Here is an 18,683-nt window from a genome sequence, read left to right on the forward strand (position 1 = left end):
ATCCATGTTCTCCAAGTTCTTTATCGAACGGCCCATCTTTGCAACGGTCGTTTCTCTCATCATCGTGATCGCCGGGCTGGTGGCCATGAAAGGTCTGCCGGTGGAGCAGTACCCGACGATCACACCGGTCACCGTCCAGGTCACCACCACCTACCCCGGCGCCGATGCAAAAACCGTCGGCGACTCAGTGGCCGCGCCCATCGAGGCCCAGATCAACGGCGTCGACAACATGCTCTACATGACGTCGACCAGTTCCAGCACCGGGCAGATGACGATCACCGTCTATTTCACGCTCGATACGGACCCGGACGTCGCCCAGGTGTGGGTGCAGAACCGCGTCAACCTCGCCCTGCCCCAGTTGCCCGAAGCTGTCACCCAGTACGGGGTTTCGGTTCAGAAGAAGTCCTCCACACCCCTGATGATCATTGCGGTCTTCAACAAGGATGGCCGTTACAGCCCCGAATATGTGACCAACTATACCAATATTCATATTCTGGATGCGATCAAGCGGGTGAAGGGCGCGGGCCAGGCCCAGATTTTCGGCGTGCCCGACCAGGCGATGCGGATCTGGATGGACCCGGACCGGATGGCCTCCCTCGGGATCACGACGACCGATATCCAGAACGCCATTGCGAAACAGAATGCCTTATGGGGGGCTGGGCAGGTGGGTCAGCAGCCGGGCGCCGAAGACCAGCAGCTCACCTTCCCCGTTGTCACGCAAGCGCCCTTCGTGAAGCCGTCGGAATACGAGGATATCATTCTCCGTGCCAACCCGGATGGTAGCGCCATCGTCCGGGTGAAGGATGTTGCCCGGGCGGAAGTCGGGCGCAGGCAGTACATTGACGACAACAGGCTGAACGGAACGCCGGCAACCCCCATCATCGTCTATCAGCAACCGGGCGCGAACGGGCTCGACGTTTCCAGCCAGGTGCGCCAGGTGATGGAAGACCTGAAATCGACATTGCCCGACGGCATCGAATACGTCATCGCCCTCGATACGACCGAATTCGTGCGCATCTCCATCGAAGAGGTGATCCACACCCTGTTTGAAGCCGTCATTCTCGTGATCCTGGTCGTCTACTTCTTCCTGCAGAGCTTTCGTGCCACGATCGTCTGCATTGTCGCCGTCCTCGTTTCGCTGATCGGGACCCTGGCCGGCATGCTCGTGCTCGGTTTCTCCATCAACCTTCTCACCCTCTTCGGTCTCGTGCTTGCCATCGGCATGGTGGTGGATGATGCCATTGTGGTCGTGGAGAATGTCGAGCGGATCATGGCGAGGGAACATAAATCGGTCAGGGAGGCGACGATCATGGCCATGGATCAGATCAGCGGCGCACTCGTTGCCGTTGTGCTGGTCATGGCCTCGGTCTTTATCCCCGCTGCGTTCCTTCCCGGCACGACCGGACAGCTCTACAAACAGTTCGCCATCACCATCGTCATCTCGGTGATCATCTCCGGGTTCGTGGCCCTGACCCTGAGCCCGGCCATGTGCGGAATCCTGCTGAAGCACTCCGCCCCCACTCAGCGCGGCATCAGGGGATTGGTCAACCGGTTCTTTGCCTGGTTCAACCGCGGATTCGACCGTTTTACCGCGGGATTCGGCGAGGCCGTTCTGTTCATGATCAGGCGGAAGGCCATCGCGTTTATCATCCTTGCCTTTCTCATCCTTGGACTGGTGCATCTGTTCCGCACCATCCCGACATCCTTCGTGCCCAACGAAGACCAGGGTTACCTGATGGCGCAGGTGATCATGCCCGACTCCGCCAGCCTGAACCGCACGGTGCGGACCGCAAGCCAGGTGGATGCTCTATTCGCGAAGAATCCGGCTGTGGACAGCCGCAGCATGATCAACGGCTTCAGCCTGATCGACGGCCAGTACAAGCCGAACGTGTCGACCTTCTTCGTGACGTTGAAGGATTTTGAAGAGCGCTACTCTTCCAATGAACGCGCCCGCAAGCAGAACGCCAAGGCCGTGCTGACCGACGTGGCCGCCGAAGCCCGGGCGATCGACACGGGACTCTTCATCCCGATCATGCCACCGGCGATCCAGGGCATAGGCACCACCGGCGGCTTTGAATTCTGGATTCAGGACAAGGGAGCGGGCGACCCGGCGCGTTTGAATGAAGTGACCCAGCAGTTCCTTGCCAAGGCGGGCACGCGCCCGGAACTTTCCGGTATGAACAGCACCTTCCGGGCTGCCTCCCAGCAGTTGAGGGCGGAAGTCGATCGATCGAAAACCGTTCTTCTCGGACTGCCGATTTCCGATGTCTACAGCACCCTGCAGGCGCAGTTCGGCTCGATCCAGGTGAGTCAGTACAACGAGTACAGTCGTGTCTGGAACGTTATCCTGCAGTCCGATGCCCCCTATCGCCGGAACCCGGGGGACATCAAAAAGCTCTACACGCGGTCGAATGCCGGCACGATGGTCCCCCTCTCGGCGCTGGTCACCACCCGGTATGTCACCGGTCCGGACCTTGTGCGCCATTTCAACGGCCTCCCGGCGGCCCAGATCACCGGCAATGCCGCGCCGGGGTACAGCTCGGGCACGGCGATCGAGGTCATGGAAGAGGTGGCAAAAGAGGTTTTACCCGCGGAGTACGATTTCGACTGGTCAGGCATGGCCTACGAAGAAAAGAAATCGGGTGGCACCTCCGCGATAGCCTTCCTGTTCGGGATCATCATCGTCTTCCTCGTCCTGGCTGCCCAGTTCGAGTCGTGGATCATTCCCGGCTCCGTCCTGACCGCGGTGCCCTTCGGGATCCTCGGCGCCCTGATCTTCAACTGGCTGAGGGGCCTCAACAACGATGTCTACTTTCAGATCGGACTCCTGGTGCTGATCGGCCTCGGGGCCAAGAACGCGGTTTTGAGGGTGGCTTTTGCCGTGGACCTGCGCAAACAGGGACTTTCGGTTCTGGACGCCACGATCCAGGCCGGAGAGGAGCGGCTCCGGCCGATTATCATGACCTCGCTGGCCTTCATTTTCGGCGTGATTCCGCTGGCGATTGCCACCGGGGCAGGCGCCAACGCCCGCCACTCCATCGGGACCGGCGTCATAGGGGGTATGCTGGGAGAGACCACCCTGGCCATGCTCTACGTGCCGCTCTTCTTCTACCTCTTCGACACTCTTGTAGAAAGGTCCGCCAGGAAGAGGGCAGCCAAGCCTCCTCCGAAACCATCGCCTGCGGCTCCCCCTGACGGCGGCGCTCCGGAGCTGGCAACTAGCAAAAAGGAAGGTCACTAGTATGGGCCGAATGCTGATTGTCTGCCTAATCGCAATATGGGTTGCCGGATGCACCATCGGCCCGGATTACCGGCGTCCGGCTGTCGTAACCCCCGCCGCCTGGCGGGTCGACTACGAGAGCGCCGCCGGGCTGGCCAATCTGGCCTGGTGGGAGCAGTTCAATGACCCGGATCTGAGCGGGCTCATCGCCGCCGCCCTGCGCCAAAACCTCGATCTGATGACCGCTGCGAAACGGGTGGAACAGTTCCTGGGCGTTCTGGATACCACCCGGTCCGAGTTCTTTCCCCAAGTGGGCACCGCAGTCTCCGGCGGGCGCCAGCGGGAAACCGGTAACGGACCGCTGCCCAGGGAAGCCATCACCTATGATTTTTACGAGGCTCAACTCAACTTCACCTGGGAAATCGATCTTTGGGGCCGTATCCGCCGTGCTTCGGAAGCAGCCCGGGCAGAGGTGCTGGCGAGCGAGGAGGGAAGGCGGGGGGTGGTTCTTACCCTGGTAACCAGCGTTGCCGGCAGCTACATCACCTTGCGGGGGCTCGACCGCCAACTCGCCATCGCCCGTGAAACGGAGCGTGCCTACGCCAAAACCCTGGATCTGTTCAAGCTGCGCCACGAGAAGGGGACGGTGTCGCGGGTGGAGGTGAGCCAGGTCGAGTCCCAGTACGAGATAGCCGCCCAGGAAATCCCACAGCTCGAGGCACTGATCCGCCAGCAGGAAAACCTGCTCTCGATCCTGCTCGGCCGCTACCCTGGCCCGATTCCCCGCGGCCTGACCCTCGACGAGATGGCTCTGCCCGGCATCCCCGCCGGACTGCCCTCCGAATTGCTCGAAAACCGCCCCGACATTCGCCAGGCCGAAGCCACGATGGTCGCTGCCAACGCCCGCATCGGCGTCGCGCGGGCCCTCTATTTCCCCCGGCTGGCCCTGACGGGCGATTACGGAGTGGCGAGCATCGAACTGGGGGATCTCTTCGACGCTTCCTCTGAAATCTGGTCTCTGGCCGGGCAGGCTGTTGCGCCCATCTTCACCTTCGGCTCCATTTCAGGACAGGTGAAGCAGGCCGAGGCGATCCAGCAGCAGGCGCTCTTGCAGTATCGGCAGACCATCCTGAACGCCTTCGGCGAAGTGGAAAACGCCTTGATCCGGACCACCAAGGGGCGTGAACAGCTCGCTTCGCAGCGTCGGCAGGTGGCGGCCCTTCAGGATTACGCGCGCCTGGCAACGCTCCAGTATGAAGCCGGGACCGCCGATTACCTGAAAGTTCTGGATGCCGAACGTTCGCTATTTTCCGGTCAGTTGTCCATGGTTTCGACTCAGACCGATGTCTTTACTTCGCTTGTCGATGTGTACCGGGCAATGGGGGGTGGCTGGATCGATGAAGCCGACCGCATGGCGGCGACTGCGGAGGGGAATGATCAGAAGGATTTGCCCTAAATGGATTCAGGCAGGCTCTTTCGGCGACAGGATAAGGTGAAGACTCCAGTTCCGAAACGAGCGCGTCATGGTCTTAGAAAACAATTGAAAGGGAGGCGTCATGAAACAGAACACCCATTTTCCGTCCATAATCAATTGGGTATTAACGCTGACCATTCTCGCTGGTCTCTTCTGCCCGTCTCCCGTCCTTGCCGCCTCGGCCGATGAAATCGATCAGAAGGTCGCCGCCGCCCTGGACAGTCTCTATGCCGATTCGTCGGCGGCGAAGGAACTTTCGGGGGTGGCCAAGGGAATCCTGGTTTTCCCGAACGTCGTCAAGGGCGGTTTCATCGTGGGAGGGCATTACGGGGAAGGCGCTCTCCTGGTAAACGGCAGTCCCGAGGCCTACTTCAACACGGTGGCCGCGTCCTACGGTCTTCAGATCGGTGCCCAGAAATTCGGTTATGCCATGTTTCTGATGACCGAGGAGGCTCTGAATTATCTGGAAACCAGTCAAGGATGGGAGATTGGGGTCGGACCAAGCGTGGTTGTGGTGGATTCCGGTTTAGCCAGAAGCCTGTCTACCTCCACGGCCAAAGAAGACATCTACGCCTTCTTCTTCAGCCAGAAAGGATTGATGGCGGGACTGGGCCTGCAGGGTTCCAAAATCACCCGGATCGATCCGGAAGAATAGGTGGGGAGATTCCGTTATCCCGCGGAAAGGGTTCGCCGGTATGCATGCCAAGCGAATGACCGATAAAAAAACCAATTCAGCTCCCGATGTTGAATGGGGCAAGTCCCGCCGGGGAATGGCCGTCAAGGAACTGAAACAGGGGATACTGGACCATCTGAACTTTACCCAGGCCCGTCCCCCGGAATGGGCCACGGCCAAGGACTGGTACGGTGCCGTTTCCCATGCGATTCGCGACCGGATGCTCGACGACTGGCTCTCGACCTTGGAGCAACTCTCTGCCCGGAACAGGAAAATCGTTTGTTACCTGTCGGCCGAGTTCCTGACGGGCCCCCATCTTGGCAACAACCTGGTCAATCTCGGCATCCTGCAGCCGGTTCGGCAGGCCGTGGCCGAATTGGGACGCGACCTGGACGAACTGGTCCGACAGGAAGAGGAGCCGGGGCTTGGAAACGGGGGCCTGGGGCGGCTCGCCGCCTGTTTCATCGATTCCATGGCGACCTTGCGGATTCCGGCAGTCGGCTACGGCATCCGCTATGAATTCGGGATTTTCGACCAGAAGCTGCATGACGGGTGGCAGGTGGAGATCACAGACAAATGGCTGCGGCTCGGCAACCCCTGGGAGATCTGCCGACCGGAATTGGTTTTCCAGGTCGGTTTCGGCGGCTGGACCGAGGTCTGGCACGACGAGCAGGGGCGGTACCGCGTCCGCTGGACTCCCCATCGAATGGTCAAGGGCATCGCCTACGACACCCCCATAGCCGGTTATCTTTCCGGAGTGACAGATCTGCTGCGTCTGTGGAAATCGGAGGCGGTGGAATCCTTCGATTTTCAGATCTTCAACCATGGGGACTACTACCGCGCGGTGGACGAAAAGGTGGTCTCCGAAACCCTTTCCAAGGTCCTCTATCCCAACGACGAGCCTGTTGCCGGCAAGCGGTTGCGCCTGGCCCAGCAGTACTTTTTCGTCAGCTGTTCCCTGCAGGACATGCTGAGGCTTCACCGGGGCCGGGGAGAAGACATCGAGACCTTTGCCGAGAGTTTCGCCGTGCAGCTCAACGACACCCACCCGGCCATTGCCGTCGCGGAACTGATGAGACTGCTGGTGGACGAACACCTGCTGAGCTGGGAGTCGGCCTGGGACATCACACGTCAAACCCTGGCCTACACCAATCACACCCTTTTGCCCGAGGCGCTGGAAAAATGGCCGCTGCCGCTGTTCGCCGAAATGCTGCCCCGGCATCTGGAGATCATCTACGAGATCAACCGGCGGTTCCTGGACGAAGTCCGCCGGCGCTTCCCCAGGGATGAAGGAAAGGTGGCCCGCCTGTCGATCATCGATGAAGCGGGTGAGAAATACGTGCGCATGGCTCACCTGGCCTGTGTCGGCAGCCATGCGGTCAACGGCGTCGCCGCCCTGCATTCCAGGCTCCTGAAAGAAACGGTTCTCCGGGACTTTTACGATCTGGAGCCGGCAAAATTCCACAATGTCACCAACGGGGTCACTCCCCGGCGCTGGATTTTGTTGAGCAACCCCGGCTTGACCGGACTGATTACCGGCAAGATCGGCAACGGCTGGGTGAAGGACCCCGAACAACTGCGGGAACTGGAAGCCTTTGCCGATAACAGCGATTTCCAGGCGGACTGGCAGAGGGTGAAGGAGGACAACAAACGCCAGCTTGCCGCGGCTATCCTGCAGAGAACCGGCATCGCTGTCGAACCGGAAACGCTTTTCGATATACAGGTGAAGCGGATTCACGAATACAAGCGTCAGCATCTGAACGTGCTGCATATCATCACCCTCTACAATCGCATCAAGCGTGATCCACGGGCCGCGATCGTTCCCCGGACCTTCATCTTCGGCGGCAAGGCGGCGCCCGGCTACGCCATGGCCAAGCTGATCATCAAACTCATCACTTCCGTCGGGGAGGTGGTCAATAACGACCGTGATGTGGCCGGCCGTCTGAAGGTGGTTTTTTTTCCCGACTTCAACGTGACCAACGGCCAGTTGATCTACCCGGCCGCGGATCTTTCAGAACAGATTTCCCTGGCCGGCAAGGAAGCCTCTGGAACGGGCAACATGAAGTTTTCCTTCAACGGGGCTTTGACCATCGGCACCCTCGACGGTGCCAACGTCGAGATTCGTGAGGAAGTCGGGGCGGAGAACTTTTTCCTCTTCGGGATGACCGCCGCCGAAGTTTTCGATGTCAAGGCTCACGGCTATCAGCCCTGGCGCTGGCTGGAGAAAAGGCCCGAACTGCGGAAAATCCTCGATCAGCTTTCATCGGGAGTCTTCTCCAGAGGAGATAATCGGTTGTTCCGGCCTCTGGTAGATCATCTGTGGGGGCGGGACGATTACCTGCTGGTGGCCGACTACCCGGCGTATGTCGCAGCCCAGGACCGGGTGGCGGCCGCCTGGAGGGAACCCGGTCACTGGACCCGGATGGCCATCCTCAACGTGGCCCGGATGGGGAAATTCTCCTCCGACCGCTCCATCCGTGATTACTGTCGGAACATCTGGAAGACCGGGCCCTTGCCCGGATAGGAGGTGGGATATACCCGTAGAAGTTTCCCGATCACAACAACGAGAGGAGACTGGAAATGAAAAGAACATGCAGATTGGCGTTTTTCCTTGTCCTGGCAATTCTTCTGGTGAGTTGTGCCGGGAAAACAGCTACCGAGGAGGCCACCGTCGCGGAGCGCTCAGGATTCTATACCGATCCCTATCCGGATTTTTCTCCCGGTCCCAAGGACGGAGCCGACCTGCGTTATCTGAAACCGGGGGTCGATTTCTCCAAGTACAACAAAATAATGCTCGATCATGTGCTTTTCTATCCAACCAAGGAATCGGCCCTTAACGGGTTGGAGGCGGATGCGCTGCAGGAGCTGGCCAACGACTTCCACCAGGCGGTGATCAAGGAGATGCAGGATGCCTACCCCCTCGTGGCGGAACCAGGCCCGGACGTGCTGCGCGTGCGGGTGGCCATCACGGATATCAAGCTTGCCAAACCGGTGGCCAATGCCGTGTCGACCGTCCTGCCGGTCGGTCTGGCGGTTTCGATCGTCAAAAAAGGGGTTACGGGGGCATCCACGGGGGTCGGCTACGCAAGCATGGAGATGGAGGCGCTGGACAGCATGACCAATTCCCGGGTCGGCGCGGCCGTTGACAAACATGTGGGCGGCAAGCTCCACGCATTCACCAAGACCGGATCGGCAGAAGAAGCTTTCGAGTACTGGGCGAAAAGACTGCGTATCTACATGGACAACGTGCATGGCAAAAATGGCGAGGCGGCTGAATAACGAGGCTGAGCGAAGATGAAGAGAAAGAGCGGAAATCGGTCGTTTCCGAAAAGGTTGAATGCGGAAGATCAGGCTGCTTTTTCCCATCCGGGAGCGGGAGAAATTCGCCTCGATCTGGCCGGAGACTGGACTGGAGGACAGCGACCGGTGACGGCCGACGGTTTGCGGCAGGAGTTGGAGAAGTCTCCCGGAGTGCGCCTCCTGTCCTTCGACTCCCGGCAGCTCGGCAGCTGGGACAGCAGCCTGCTGACCTTCCTGCTGATGGTCCGCAAGGTCTGCACCGAACGGCAGGTTTCCATCGACGAGGGGGAGCTTCCCGAAGGGGCTCGGCGACTGCTTGCACTCGCCACCGCCGTACCGGAACGGCCGGGAGGGAGGAAGGCGTCCGAAAAGGCGTCCTTCCTCGAAAGGGTCGGCGACAGGGCACTGGCTGTCTGGCAAAAGAATCTGGGAACGACAGCCTTCATCGGTGAAGCTGCCCTTTCCATCGGCCGGCTGGTGACCGGTCGGGCCCGGTTCCGGCGCGCCGATTTTTTCACCATCATGCGCGAGTGCGGCTCTCGGGCTTTGCCCATCGTCTCGCTGATCAGCTTGCTGGTCGGGCTGATCCTGGCCTTCGTCGGGTCGGTCCAACTGGAGATGTTCGGTGCCGAGATCTATGTCGCCAGCCTGGTCGGAGTCGCCATGGTCCGGGTCATGGGAGCGATCATGACCGGCATCATCATGGCCGGGCGAACCGGCGCCGCCTTTGCCGCCCAGCTCGGCACCATGCAGGTCAACGAGGAGATCGACGCCCTGGCCACCATGGGCTTTTCCCCTTTCGAGTTCCTGGTGCTGCCGCGCATGCTGGCCCTCTGCCTGATGATGCCGCTGCTCTGCGTCTATGCCGACCTGATGGGTGTCCTCGGCGGACTCTTCGTCGGGGTTTTCATGCTCGATCTCAATGTCATGGAATACCTCAACACGACCCGGGCGTCGGTCGGTTTGAAGGATTTCTGGGTCGGCCTGTTTCACAGCGGCGTCTTCGGTGTGCTGGTGGCCCTGGCTGGCTGCCTGAAGGGACTGCAGTGCGGCCGGAGCGCCTCTGCGGTGGGCGATGCCACGACTTCGGCGGTGGTCACCGGCATCGTCAGTATAATAGTTGCCACAGGGATCATCACCTTGATTTGCGATGTACTGGGGATTTGAAAAAAAGTAATCCATAGGTCCTATAAGTCCTATAGGTCCTATGGGACATATGGCGATCTGGAGGACCAACCAGTGGCCATCAACGGCGATAAACAAACTCCACTCATCGAAGTACAAAACCTGACCATGGCCTATGGTCCCCGGGTCATCCAGCGCGACCTGACCTTCACGGTGGATCGAGGGGATGTGTTCATCATCATGGGCGGCAGCGGCTGCGGCAAGAGCACCCTGCTGCGGCATCTGATCGGACTGATGGCGCCGGCCCAAGGGAAGGTGATATACGACGGCGAGGATTTCTGGGCGGTGGAGCCGGAGCGGCAGCAGCAGATCATGCGGCGTTTCGGAGTCCTCTATCAGAGCGGTGCGCTGTGGAGTTCGATGACCCTGGCGGAAAACGTGGCCCTGCCGCTCGAGGAATATACTTCGCTGCCCACAGGGGAAATCCGCGACCGGGTTTCGCTGAAGCTCGCCCTGGTCGGTTTGGCGGGGTTCGAGGATTACTATCCAAGCGAAATCAGCGGCGGCATGAAGAAGCGGGCCGGTCTGGCCCGGGCGATGGCGCTCGATCCCGACATCCTTTTCTTCGACGAACCCTCCGCCGGCCTTGACCCGATCAGTTCGCACCTGCTCGACGATCTGATCCTGGAACTTCGCGAGAGCCTGGGGGCGACGGTAGTGGTCGTCACCCACGAACTGGCCAGCATTTTCGCCATCGGCAACAATTCGGTGTTCCTCGATCCGGAGACGAAGACGATGATCGCCGCGGGCGATCCGAAAAAACTTCTTCAGGAGTCGGAAAACCCGAAGGTGAAAAGCTTTCTGACCCGGGGTGAAGCTGCCTGAGCAATTGACGAATCGAATTTGCGAAGTTAACTCGCCCACCGATGGGGAGGCAGAAAAGAAATGGCTGGTAATACGAACAAGGCAGTCATCGGGGCTTTTGTCCTGGGAGCGCTCGCATTGCTGGTGGCCGGGGTCCTGTTCTTCGGTTCGGGGAAGTTCTTTGCCGATACCCGCAAGTTCGTGATCTATTTCCAAGGCTCGGTCAAAGGCCTCAACGTCGGGTCGCCGGTGATTTTCCGCGGAGTAGAGGTCGGATCGGTAACCGACATAAATATCGTTTTCGATCCGAAGGAGATGAAAGCGGTTATTCCGGTCATTGTCGAGTTTGACCGGGACAAATTTAGCGGCGGGGAAAAGGAGGAGCAATATCTTCAAAGATTTATCGATATGGGTTTGCGGGCTCAGCTTCAGACCCAGAGCCTGGTCACTGGGCAGTTGGCCATCTATATCGACTTCTTTCCCGGCACCCCGGTGGTGCTGCGCGGTGGACCCGACACCAGATATCCGGAGATCCCCTCCATCCTGTCGACGAGTGAAGAACTGCAGAAAACCCTCGCCGATCTCCCTGTCGAGGAGCTGATGGGAAAGGTACACTCGGCCATGGACGGCATTGACCGCCTGGTCAACTCCCCCGACCTTCGGGAGGCCATCAGCTCGCTGGACAACGTGGCCAAGGAGCTTCAGGAGACGATCCCGGCCGTTCGGAAGGAAATCGTTTCGGTTGGACAGGACACCCGCAAAACCGCCCAAGCGGCGACCCGTGCTTTGAATGAGGCCGGAAAATTTCTGGCCATGAAAGAGGGACGTTCGGGTGAAATGTCTGAAAACATCGACGAGATGCTTGTCGAGGCAAAGGAGACGCTGGCGGCCGTTCGCCGGACCGCTTCGGATGAACGATCGATTTATCAGCTTCAGGTGGCCATGGGGGAAATCAGCAAAGCGGCCCGTTCGATCAAAAACCTGGTCGATTACCTGGAACAGCATCCCGAGGCTCTGATAAAGGGCAAGGGGGCTCTTGAAGGAGAATAACCGATGGAATGCGGATTCCGCCTGATCCCGGCCCTGTTCATCGTGGTTCTGTGGCTTTCCCTCTCCGCCTGCGGCAGCAGCCCGGCGGCCCGCTTCTATACGTTGGCACCCCTGGAGGCGGAAACCGTTTCCCTGCCCAAAGAAACGCCGGAACGCCGGGGCCTTCTGGCCATCGGTCCGATCGAGATCGCCGAGCATCTCGATCGTCCCCAAATCGTCCGACGAACGGGGCCGACGGTCGTTACTCCCCTGGAATACCATCGATGGGGAGGATCCCTGCGCAGCGATGTGGCCCGGGTTCTTGTGGACAACCTGACCCTGCTGCTGGCGCCGGAAGGCCTGGCTGTGGATTCCTGGGAGGATGCCTCTCGTCCTGATCTGCGACTCGGTGTTTCTGTGAACCAGTTGGAATCCATGGACGGAAACGTTCTGCTGAAAGTTCTCTGGCGTTTGTATGGTGGGGAAGGGGGAGCCCTTCTGGATTCAGGAAAAATAGAATTGGCGGAACCGTCGAACGACAGTGAGGTCGAGGCGCAGGTCGAGGCCATGAGCCGGGCCTTGGGAGAATTGAGTCGCCATCTGGCCAGGAAAGTTGCCGTTGTGCGTTAGCAGCTTCACGATCTGCGGACATTACCCCCGTCCCGGCTACCCTGCTTTCGTGACCTTGCTCTTCACCTGACCCCTCTCTGTTTCCTGTCGTAGCCAACCAGGCCATCAATAAAGGGTGGGCCGAAACTGTTCACCCAATCCAGGACATATTCCTTATTGTCTCGACGGAAAAAGTCCTGTAGGTTTTTTTTGAGTAAACCCTGCCCCTAATATTCCCCTAACAAAAGAAGATTAGGTGATGTCTCGAATCGATTGAACGAGGAGTTCGGCGTCTATGGCCAAAAAACATATTCTGGTGGTCGAGGATGAGGAAGATATCCTCGCTCTGATTCATTACAACCTGACGCGGGAGGGATTCCGGGTGACCTGCGCCACCAGCGGCGAGGAGGCCCTGAAGATTATCCGGCAGGATTTACCGGATCTGATGATACTGGACCTGATGCTGCCGGGAATGGATGGGCTGGAAGTCTGCCGCCGGGTGAAATCGGAAAACAGGGGGACGGAGACGGCGGTCATCATGGTGACGGCAAAGGGGGAGGAGGCGGACGTGGTCACGGGCCTCGAACTCGGCGCCGACGATTACGTCACCAAGCCCTTCAGCCCGCGGATTCTGATCGCCCGGGTGCGCACGGTGCTTCGCCGCAGAGAGGCCCAGCCGGTCGAAGGGGAAGAGCCGGAAGTGATCCAGATCGATCAGTTGCTGATCCATCCCGGCCGCAACGAAGTGCTCATTGCCGGCCAGCCTGTCGATCTCACCTTTACAGAATTTCGGGTATTGCACTTTCTGGCGGGCAGGCCGGGCTGGGTCTTTACCCGCTATCAGATCGTCAACGCAGTGCGGGGCGACGATTACTCCGTCACCGACCGGGCGGTTGACGTCCAGATTGTCGGGCTCCGCAAAAAGCTCGGCTCCTACGGCAAATATATCGAAACGGTTCGAGGTGTCGGCTACCGCTTCAAGGATTGATGGCCATTTAGTGAAGGATTGATGGCGTCATTCTACAGAGTTTTCTGAAAACATTAAGGATTAGTGCATGAAAAACGTCCGCCTGCTCTGGCAAATTTTCCCTTCCTACGTCGTCATCATTCTGGCCGCCCTTGTCGGCGTGACCTGGTATTTTGCCGGGACCATAAAAAATTTCTATTTCGAACAGACCAAAAGCGCTTTGGAGGCCCGTGCCGCACTGATAACCGCACCGGCTGCCCCGCTGCTCGTTTCCGGCGATTATTCCGCCATTGATGCCTTGGCCAAGGATCTGGGAACCCAGATTTCAACCCGATTTACCATTATCCTGCCCGATGGACGGGTGGTCGGCGATACCTACGAGGATCCTCAGCGGATGGAAAACCATGCTGGTCGGGAGGAGATCGCGGGGGCCATGACCGGCAGCGCCTCCACGGCCACCCGTTTTAGTCGCACCTTGCAGGAACGCCTGATGTATGCGGCTTTGCCCGTAAAAGTCAATGGTCAGGTTTTGGGCGTTGTCCGGGCGGCCCGGGGAGTTACGGCCATCGACTCCACTTTGGCCCAGGTCTATCGGCAGGTGGCGGTGGCCGGTGTGGTCGTGCTTCTGGCGGCGGCGGTGCTCAGCTTCTTCGTCTCCCGGCACATCAGCCGCCCTCTCGAAGAGATGCGCCGGGGTGCGGAGCGCTTTGCCGAGGGACGATTCGACAAAAAGCTGTCGATATCCGGAGCCAGTGAACTTTCCGCCCTTGGCCGGGCCATGAACCTGATGGCCGCCCAGCTCGACGACCGGATCAAAACCATCGTCCGCCAGCGTAACGAGCAGGAGGCGGTGCTGGCCAGCATGATCGAAGGGGTGTTGGCGCTGGATATGGACGAACGGATTCTGCACATGAATCAGGCCGCCGCCGAACTCCTCAGTATCCGCCCCGAACAGGCCCAGGGAAGCCGCATTCAGGAGGTGGCCAGAAAGGCCGACCTGCAGCGCTTCGTCGCCCGCACTCTGGCCAGCCCGTCCCCAGTGGAAGGGGAGATCGTGCTGCGGGACGGCAAGGAAAGATTCCTTCAGGCTCACGGCACCGTTCTGCGGGATGCAAAAAAAACCGATATCGGGGTCCTGATCGTGCTGAACGATGTGACCCGGCTGCGACGGTTGGAAAACGTCCGCAAGGATTTTGTGGCCAACGTCTCGCATGAGTTGAAGACACCGATCACCGCCATCAAGGGGTCTGTCGAAACCCTGCTGGACGGCGACATGGTGGAACAGCCGGATGCCCAGAATTTCTTGAGGATCATCGCCAAGCAGGCGGATCGTCTCAATGCCATTATCGATGACTTGCTCGCCCTGTCGAGGATCGAGCAGGGAGCCGAAACCAACGGCATGCCGATGGAGGTGGATGGCTTGGAACCCACGCTCCGCTCGGCTCTGCAGGCCTGTGAAGTGGCGGCGGCTGACAAGGCGATCCGCCTGGGATTGCATTGCGCCGCGGGATTGAAGGCGCGCATCAACGCCCCCCTGCTCGAGCAGGCGGTGGTGAACCTGGTGGACAACGCCATCAAATACAGCGAGGCCAACAGTGAAATCGAGGTGAAGGCGACGAAAGCATCGAATGAAGTGGTGATTCAAGTGAAAGACCACGGCTGCGGGATCGCCCAGGAGCATCTGCCGCGGTTGTTCGAGCGGTTCTACCGTGTCGACAAAGCCCGCAGCCGAAGGCAGGGCGGGACCGGACTCGGTTTGGCGATCGTCAAACATATCGTCCAGGCTCACGGCGGCAGGATCACCGTCAACAGCGTTCCCGGAGAGGGGAGCGAGTTCAGCATCCACCTGCCTGCGGTGTAGACGCCTGCGGGAATTTTAATCCAAATCGAAATCGCTATCGAAATCGGACTTATGCCTTTGAATGCTTGCAGAGACCTCATGCCCAACTAACACTATCCTAACAATTCCTGGCCATATTGCCGCCAGCTTTGAATGGGAAAAAAAACGAAACCAGGAATCAACCAGGAAAAAGGAGAATCTATCGATGAAATTCAAGGGCATTAAACAAATGGCGGCTGGCGCACTGGCCGTGCTGGCGGTGATCCCCCTGACTGTCGCCGGCAGCCATGCCGAGCAGCTCAAGGTGGACGGCAAAATTCCTGCCTACAGCAAGGTCCAGGGCGTTTCCGGCAATCTCAACAGCATCGGGTCCGACACCCTCAACAACCTGATGACCCTGTGGGCCGAAGGGTTCCGCAAGCAGTATCCCAACGTCAACATCCAGATCGAAGGCAAGGGGTCGAGCACCGCTCCTCCTGCCCTGATCGAGGGTACCGCCCAGATCGGTCCCATGTCCCGCGATATGAAGAAGAGTGAAATCGAGGCCTTTGAACAGAAATACGGCTTCAAACCGGTTGCCATCGGCGTCGCCCTCGATTCCCTGGCTGTCTACGTCAATAAGGACAATCCCATCAAGGCTCTCTCCCTGCAGGAAGTCGACGCCATCTTCTCCCGCACCCGCAAGGGTGGTTTAGGCCAGGATATCGAAACCTGGGGTCAGGTCGGTCTCGACGGCAGCTGGGCCGCCAAGCCGGTCAGCCTTTACGGCCGTAACTCCGCCTCCGGCACCTACGGTTACTTCAAGGAAAAAGCCCTGTTCAAGGGAGATTACAAGGATATCGTCAAGGAACAGCCCGGTTCCGCCTCCGTCGTTCTGGCCGTGACCGAGGATGTGAGCGGCATCGGCTACTCGGGTATCGGCTACAAGACCTCTGGCGTCAAGGCCATCGCTCTTTCCAAGGAGCAGGGTAAAGAGGCGTATGAGCCTTCCTACGAGAACGTGCTGGCAGGCAAGTATCCCCTGGGCCGCATGCTCTATCTCTACGTGGCCAAAAAACCCAACGAGCCGCTGCCCAAGATGGTGGAGGAATTCCTGAAATACGCCCTCAGCAAAGAAGGCCAGGAAGTCGTGATCAAGGACGGTTACCTCCCGCTGCCTGCCAAGGTCGTGGAGGACCAGCTGGCCAAGCTGAAGTAAAAGTTGATACCTCGCCACAAAGATCTAGTATTTTAGAGTATATCCTGCCTGCCGGCGCTCAGGTGCCGCAGGCAGGATTTGTCTTGTCCGGAAATTCTTGGAAATATTATATGAATCCAAAGTATTTCAAGCGTGCCCAGCGTAATGACCGGATCGCCCGCAGAATCATCACTCTTGGCGGTATGGCGGTTATTTTCAGTGTTATCCTGATCCTGTTCCTGATCGCTAAAGTGACCTTCCCGCTCTTTTCGGCGCCTAAAATACAAGAAGCCACTTTTTTTTCCCTGACTGATTCTGAGGGTGAAGCCACCCTGGCAGCCGCGGTGGACGATTACCTGGAAAATGCGGTGCTGCTGAAGCGAAGCGGTCTCTTTGCCTTCTACGATCCCAGAGAAGGCCGTCTGGTCCAAAAAATTGCCGTCGAACCTCCTGTCGCCGGCGCAACTGTCGCGGAGGTTGAGAAGACCGCACCCCTGCGCTTCAACCTGTTATGGAGCAACGGGACGTCGACCCTTGAAGAGGTTTCCTTTACCGCAAGCTTTGGTGACCAGGGAAAACGAACCTTCGAGCCTCGGGTCACCAGGCTGGGTTATTGGGAGCCACTGTCCAGGCAGACGGCCGGCCGGGTTCTGGTCAGGTCCGATGATGAAGGCAGCCAGGTTCGCGTCAGTCTGCTGCCAGATCACAGTCTGAGGGTGGAGCAGCAGGCGACCACAACCAGTCTGTTCGGCGAGACCGAGGTGGAAGAGGAGGTCTCGATTCTGCAGGGCCCGCCCCGGGAAGGGATCACGGCACTCGCCCTGAACAGGGACGGCAGCACGCTGTATGCCGGGACCGACCGGGGCACCCTGCTGCGCTGGGACCTTTCGGAGCCGGGAGATCCGATTCTGCTCGACCGGCTTCCCGCTTTCTCCGATCAACGGGGCATCACCGCCCTCAGCCTTATGCTGGGCGAAATATCCCTTGCGGTGGGTGACAGCCGTGGTGGAGTCACGACCTGGTTCCCAGTGGCTTCACCGGCATCAGGGGGAGTGAAACGTCTGCAACTTATTCATACCCTGCAAGACCACGACAGTCCCGTCGAAACCCTTATTCCTTCACAACGGGAAAAAAGTCTGTTCAGCGTAGATCGCAACGGCACCGTCCATCTGGATCACATGACCAGCGAACGCCATCTCCTGACTCTTTTTTCCGGAAAATCGCTGAAGCATCTGGCCGTCTCCGGGCGGGGTACGGGGCTTTTAACAGTTGATTCCTCCGGTCGGGCGACAACCTGGTGGCTGCACAATCCCCATCCGGAAGTGAGTTGGCGCACCCTTTTCGGCAAGGTCTGGTACGAAAACTATGATGAGCCGGTCTTTGCCTGGCAATCCTCCTCGGCCAGCGACGATTTTGAACCCAAGCTCAGTCTGACCCCTTTGATCTTCGGCACCATCAAGGGGACCTGCTACGCCATGCTTTTCGCCATCCCCCTTGCCCTGTTCGGAGCCATCTATACCAGCCAGTTCGGCAATGATCGTTTGCGGGGGATGATCAAACCGGCGGTAGAAATTATGGCGGCCATACCATCCGTCATCATCGGCTTCCTGGCGGCCCTGTGGTTTGCCCCGCTGCTGGAAAAATCCGTGCCGGCTCTGTTCGTTTCGATACTTCTGGTTCCCACTTTCCTGCTGGCTGCCATTGTCGCCTGGCAGATGCTGGAGAAACGACCCTTTTTCCGGCGTTTGGGCAGGGGGCATGAATTTCTGCTGCTGGCGCCGGTCCTGATCGCTGCTGTGGCCTGTGCCGTATTTTTGGGGCCTGTGTTCGAGAACTGGCTTTTCGACGGAAATTTCAAGCTTTGGCTCTTTGGTGACATGGGGGTGCGTTACGACCCGCGCAACAATATCGTTATCGCTTTCGCCCTCGGCTTCGCGGTTATACCCATCATCTTCACCATCGCCGAAGATTCCCTCTCCAATGTCCCGCACAGTCTCAAGGCGGCCTCCCTGGCCCTGGGTGCCAGCCGTTGGCAGACCGTCTGGCGGATTATTCTGCCTTCGGCCAGCCCGGGGATTTTTGCCGGTACCATGATCGGTTTGGGAAGGGCCATCGGTGAAACCATGATCGTGCTCATGGCAACGGGCAACACTCCCATCATGGACTGGAGTATTTTCAACGGAATGCGGCCCTTGTCCTCCAACATTGCGGTCGAAATTCCGGAAGCACCGCACGGGGGCACTCTGTACAGGGTCCTGTTTCTGTCGGCGGTGCTGCTCTTCATGATGACCTTCATTCTCAATACCGTCGCCGAACTGGTACGGCAGAGGCTGCGTAAAAAATATGGACGATTCTAGAACTTCCATGGTTCCAATGGTTGAAAAACGGACTTCGGCAGAGGCCTC

General features: G+C 59.0%; 13 protein-coding genes. All 13 read left to right on the top strand.

What is annotated here, in order from left to right; translation table 11 throughout:
• Nucleotides 1–4 precede the first annotated feature (4 nt).
• The 13 genes from R2940_01085 (at nucleotide 5) to R2940_01145 (ending at nucleotide 18,635) form a co-directional block, all read left to right on the top strand.
• Entirely contained in the window at nucleotides 5–3,241 is a 3,237-nt protein-coding gene (locus tag R2940_01085) for a multidrug efflux RND transporter permease subunit (GenBank protein ID MEZ4598370.1), read from the top strand.
• A gap of 1 nt (nucleotide 3,242) precedes the next feature.
• Nucleotides 3,243–4,676: an efflux transporter outer membrane subunit gene (locus tag R2940_01090; protein ID MEZ4598371.1), complete on the top strand. Its 1,434-nt coding sequence runs from the start codon at nucleotides 3,243–3,245 to the stop codon at nucleotides 4,674–4,676.
• Between the two features lie 100 nt (nucleotides 4,677–4,776).
• Nucleotides 4,777–5,349 carry a lipid-binding SYLF domain-containing protein gene (locus tag R2940_01095; protein MEZ4598372.1) on the top strand — a complete coding sequence of 191 codons (573 nt, stop codon included), beginning with the start codon at nucleotides 4,777–4,779 and terminating at the stop codon, nucleotides 5,347–5,349.
• A gap of 55 nt (nucleotides 5,350–5,404) precedes the next feature.
• Nucleotides 5,405–7,891, top strand: a complete 2,487-nt coding sequence (locus R2940_01100) for a glycogen/starch/alpha-glucan phosphorylase (GenBank protein ID MEZ4598373.1) — start codon at nucleotides 5,405–5,407, stop codon at nucleotides 7,889–7,891.
• 56 nt (nucleotides 7,892–7,947) lie between these two features.
• Nucleotides 7,948–8,646, top strand: a complete 699-nt coding sequence (locus R2940_01105; GenBank protein MEZ4598374.1) for a DUF3313 domain-containing protein — start codon at nucleotides 7,948–7,950, stop codon at nucleotides 8,644–8,646.
• A gap of 15 nt (nucleotides 8,647–8,661) precedes the next feature.
• Nucleotides 8,662–9,834, top strand: a complete 1,173-nt coding sequence (locus R2940_01110; protein ID MEZ4598375.1) for an ABC transporter permease — start codon at nucleotides 8,662–8,664, stop codon at nucleotides 9,832–9,834.
• 72 nt (nucleotides 9,835–9,906) lie between these two features.
• Complete coding sequence (locus R2940_01115; GenBank protein ID MEZ4598376.1) at nucleotides 9,907–10,677, top strand: ATP-binding cassette domain-containing protein; 771 nt, start codon at nucleotides 9,907–9,909, stop codon at nucleotides 10,675–10,677.
• A gap of 60 nt (nucleotides 10,678–10,737) precedes the next feature.
• Entirely contained in the window at nucleotides 10,738–11,706 is a 969-nt protein-coding gene (locus R2940_01120; protein ID MEZ4598377.1) for an MlaD family protein, read from the top strand.
• 3 nt (nucleotides 11,707–11,709) lie between these two features.
• Nucleotides 11,710–12,315, top strand: a complete 606-nt coding sequence (locus R2940_01125; protein ID MEZ4598378.1) for a PqiC family protein — start codon at nucleotides 11,710–11,712, stop codon at nucleotides 12,313–12,315.
• Between the two features lie 274 nt (nucleotides 12,316–12,589).
• Nucleotides 12,590–13,282: a response regulator transcription factor gene (locus R2940_01130; protein ID MEZ4598379.1), complete on the top strand. Its 693-nt coding sequence runs from the start codon at nucleotides 12,590–12,592 to the stop codon at nucleotides 13,280–13,282.
• A gap of 67 nt (nucleotides 13,283–13,349) precedes the next feature.
• Nucleotides 13,350–15,122: an ATP-binding protein gene (locus R2940_01135; protein MEZ4598380.1), complete on the top strand. Its 1,773-nt coding sequence runs from the start codon at nucleotides 13,350–13,352 to the stop codon at nucleotides 15,120–15,122.
• 184 nt (nucleotides 15,123–15,306) lie between these two features.
• Nucleotides 15,307–16,299 carry a phosphate ABC transporter substrate-binding protein gene (locus R2940_01140; GenBank protein MEZ4598381.1) on the top strand — a complete coding sequence of 331 codons (993 nt, stop codon included), beginning with the start codon at nucleotides 15,307–15,309 and terminating at the stop codon, nucleotides 16,297–16,299.
• A 110-nt stretch (nucleotides 16,300–16,409) separates the two neighbouring features.
• Complete coding sequence (locus R2940_01145; protein ID MEZ4598382.1) at nucleotides 16,410–18,635, top strand: ABC transporter permease subunit; 2,226 nt, start codon at nucleotides 16,410–16,412, stop codon at nucleotides 18,633–18,635.
• Nucleotides 18,636–18,683 lie beyond the last annotated feature (48 nt).

The organism is Syntrophotaleaceae bacterium (genome assembly GCA_041390365.1).
In the GTDB taxonomy this organism is placed as follows: Bacteria; Desulfobacterota; Desulfuromonadia; order Desulfuromonadales; family Syntrophotaleaceae; genus JAWKQB01.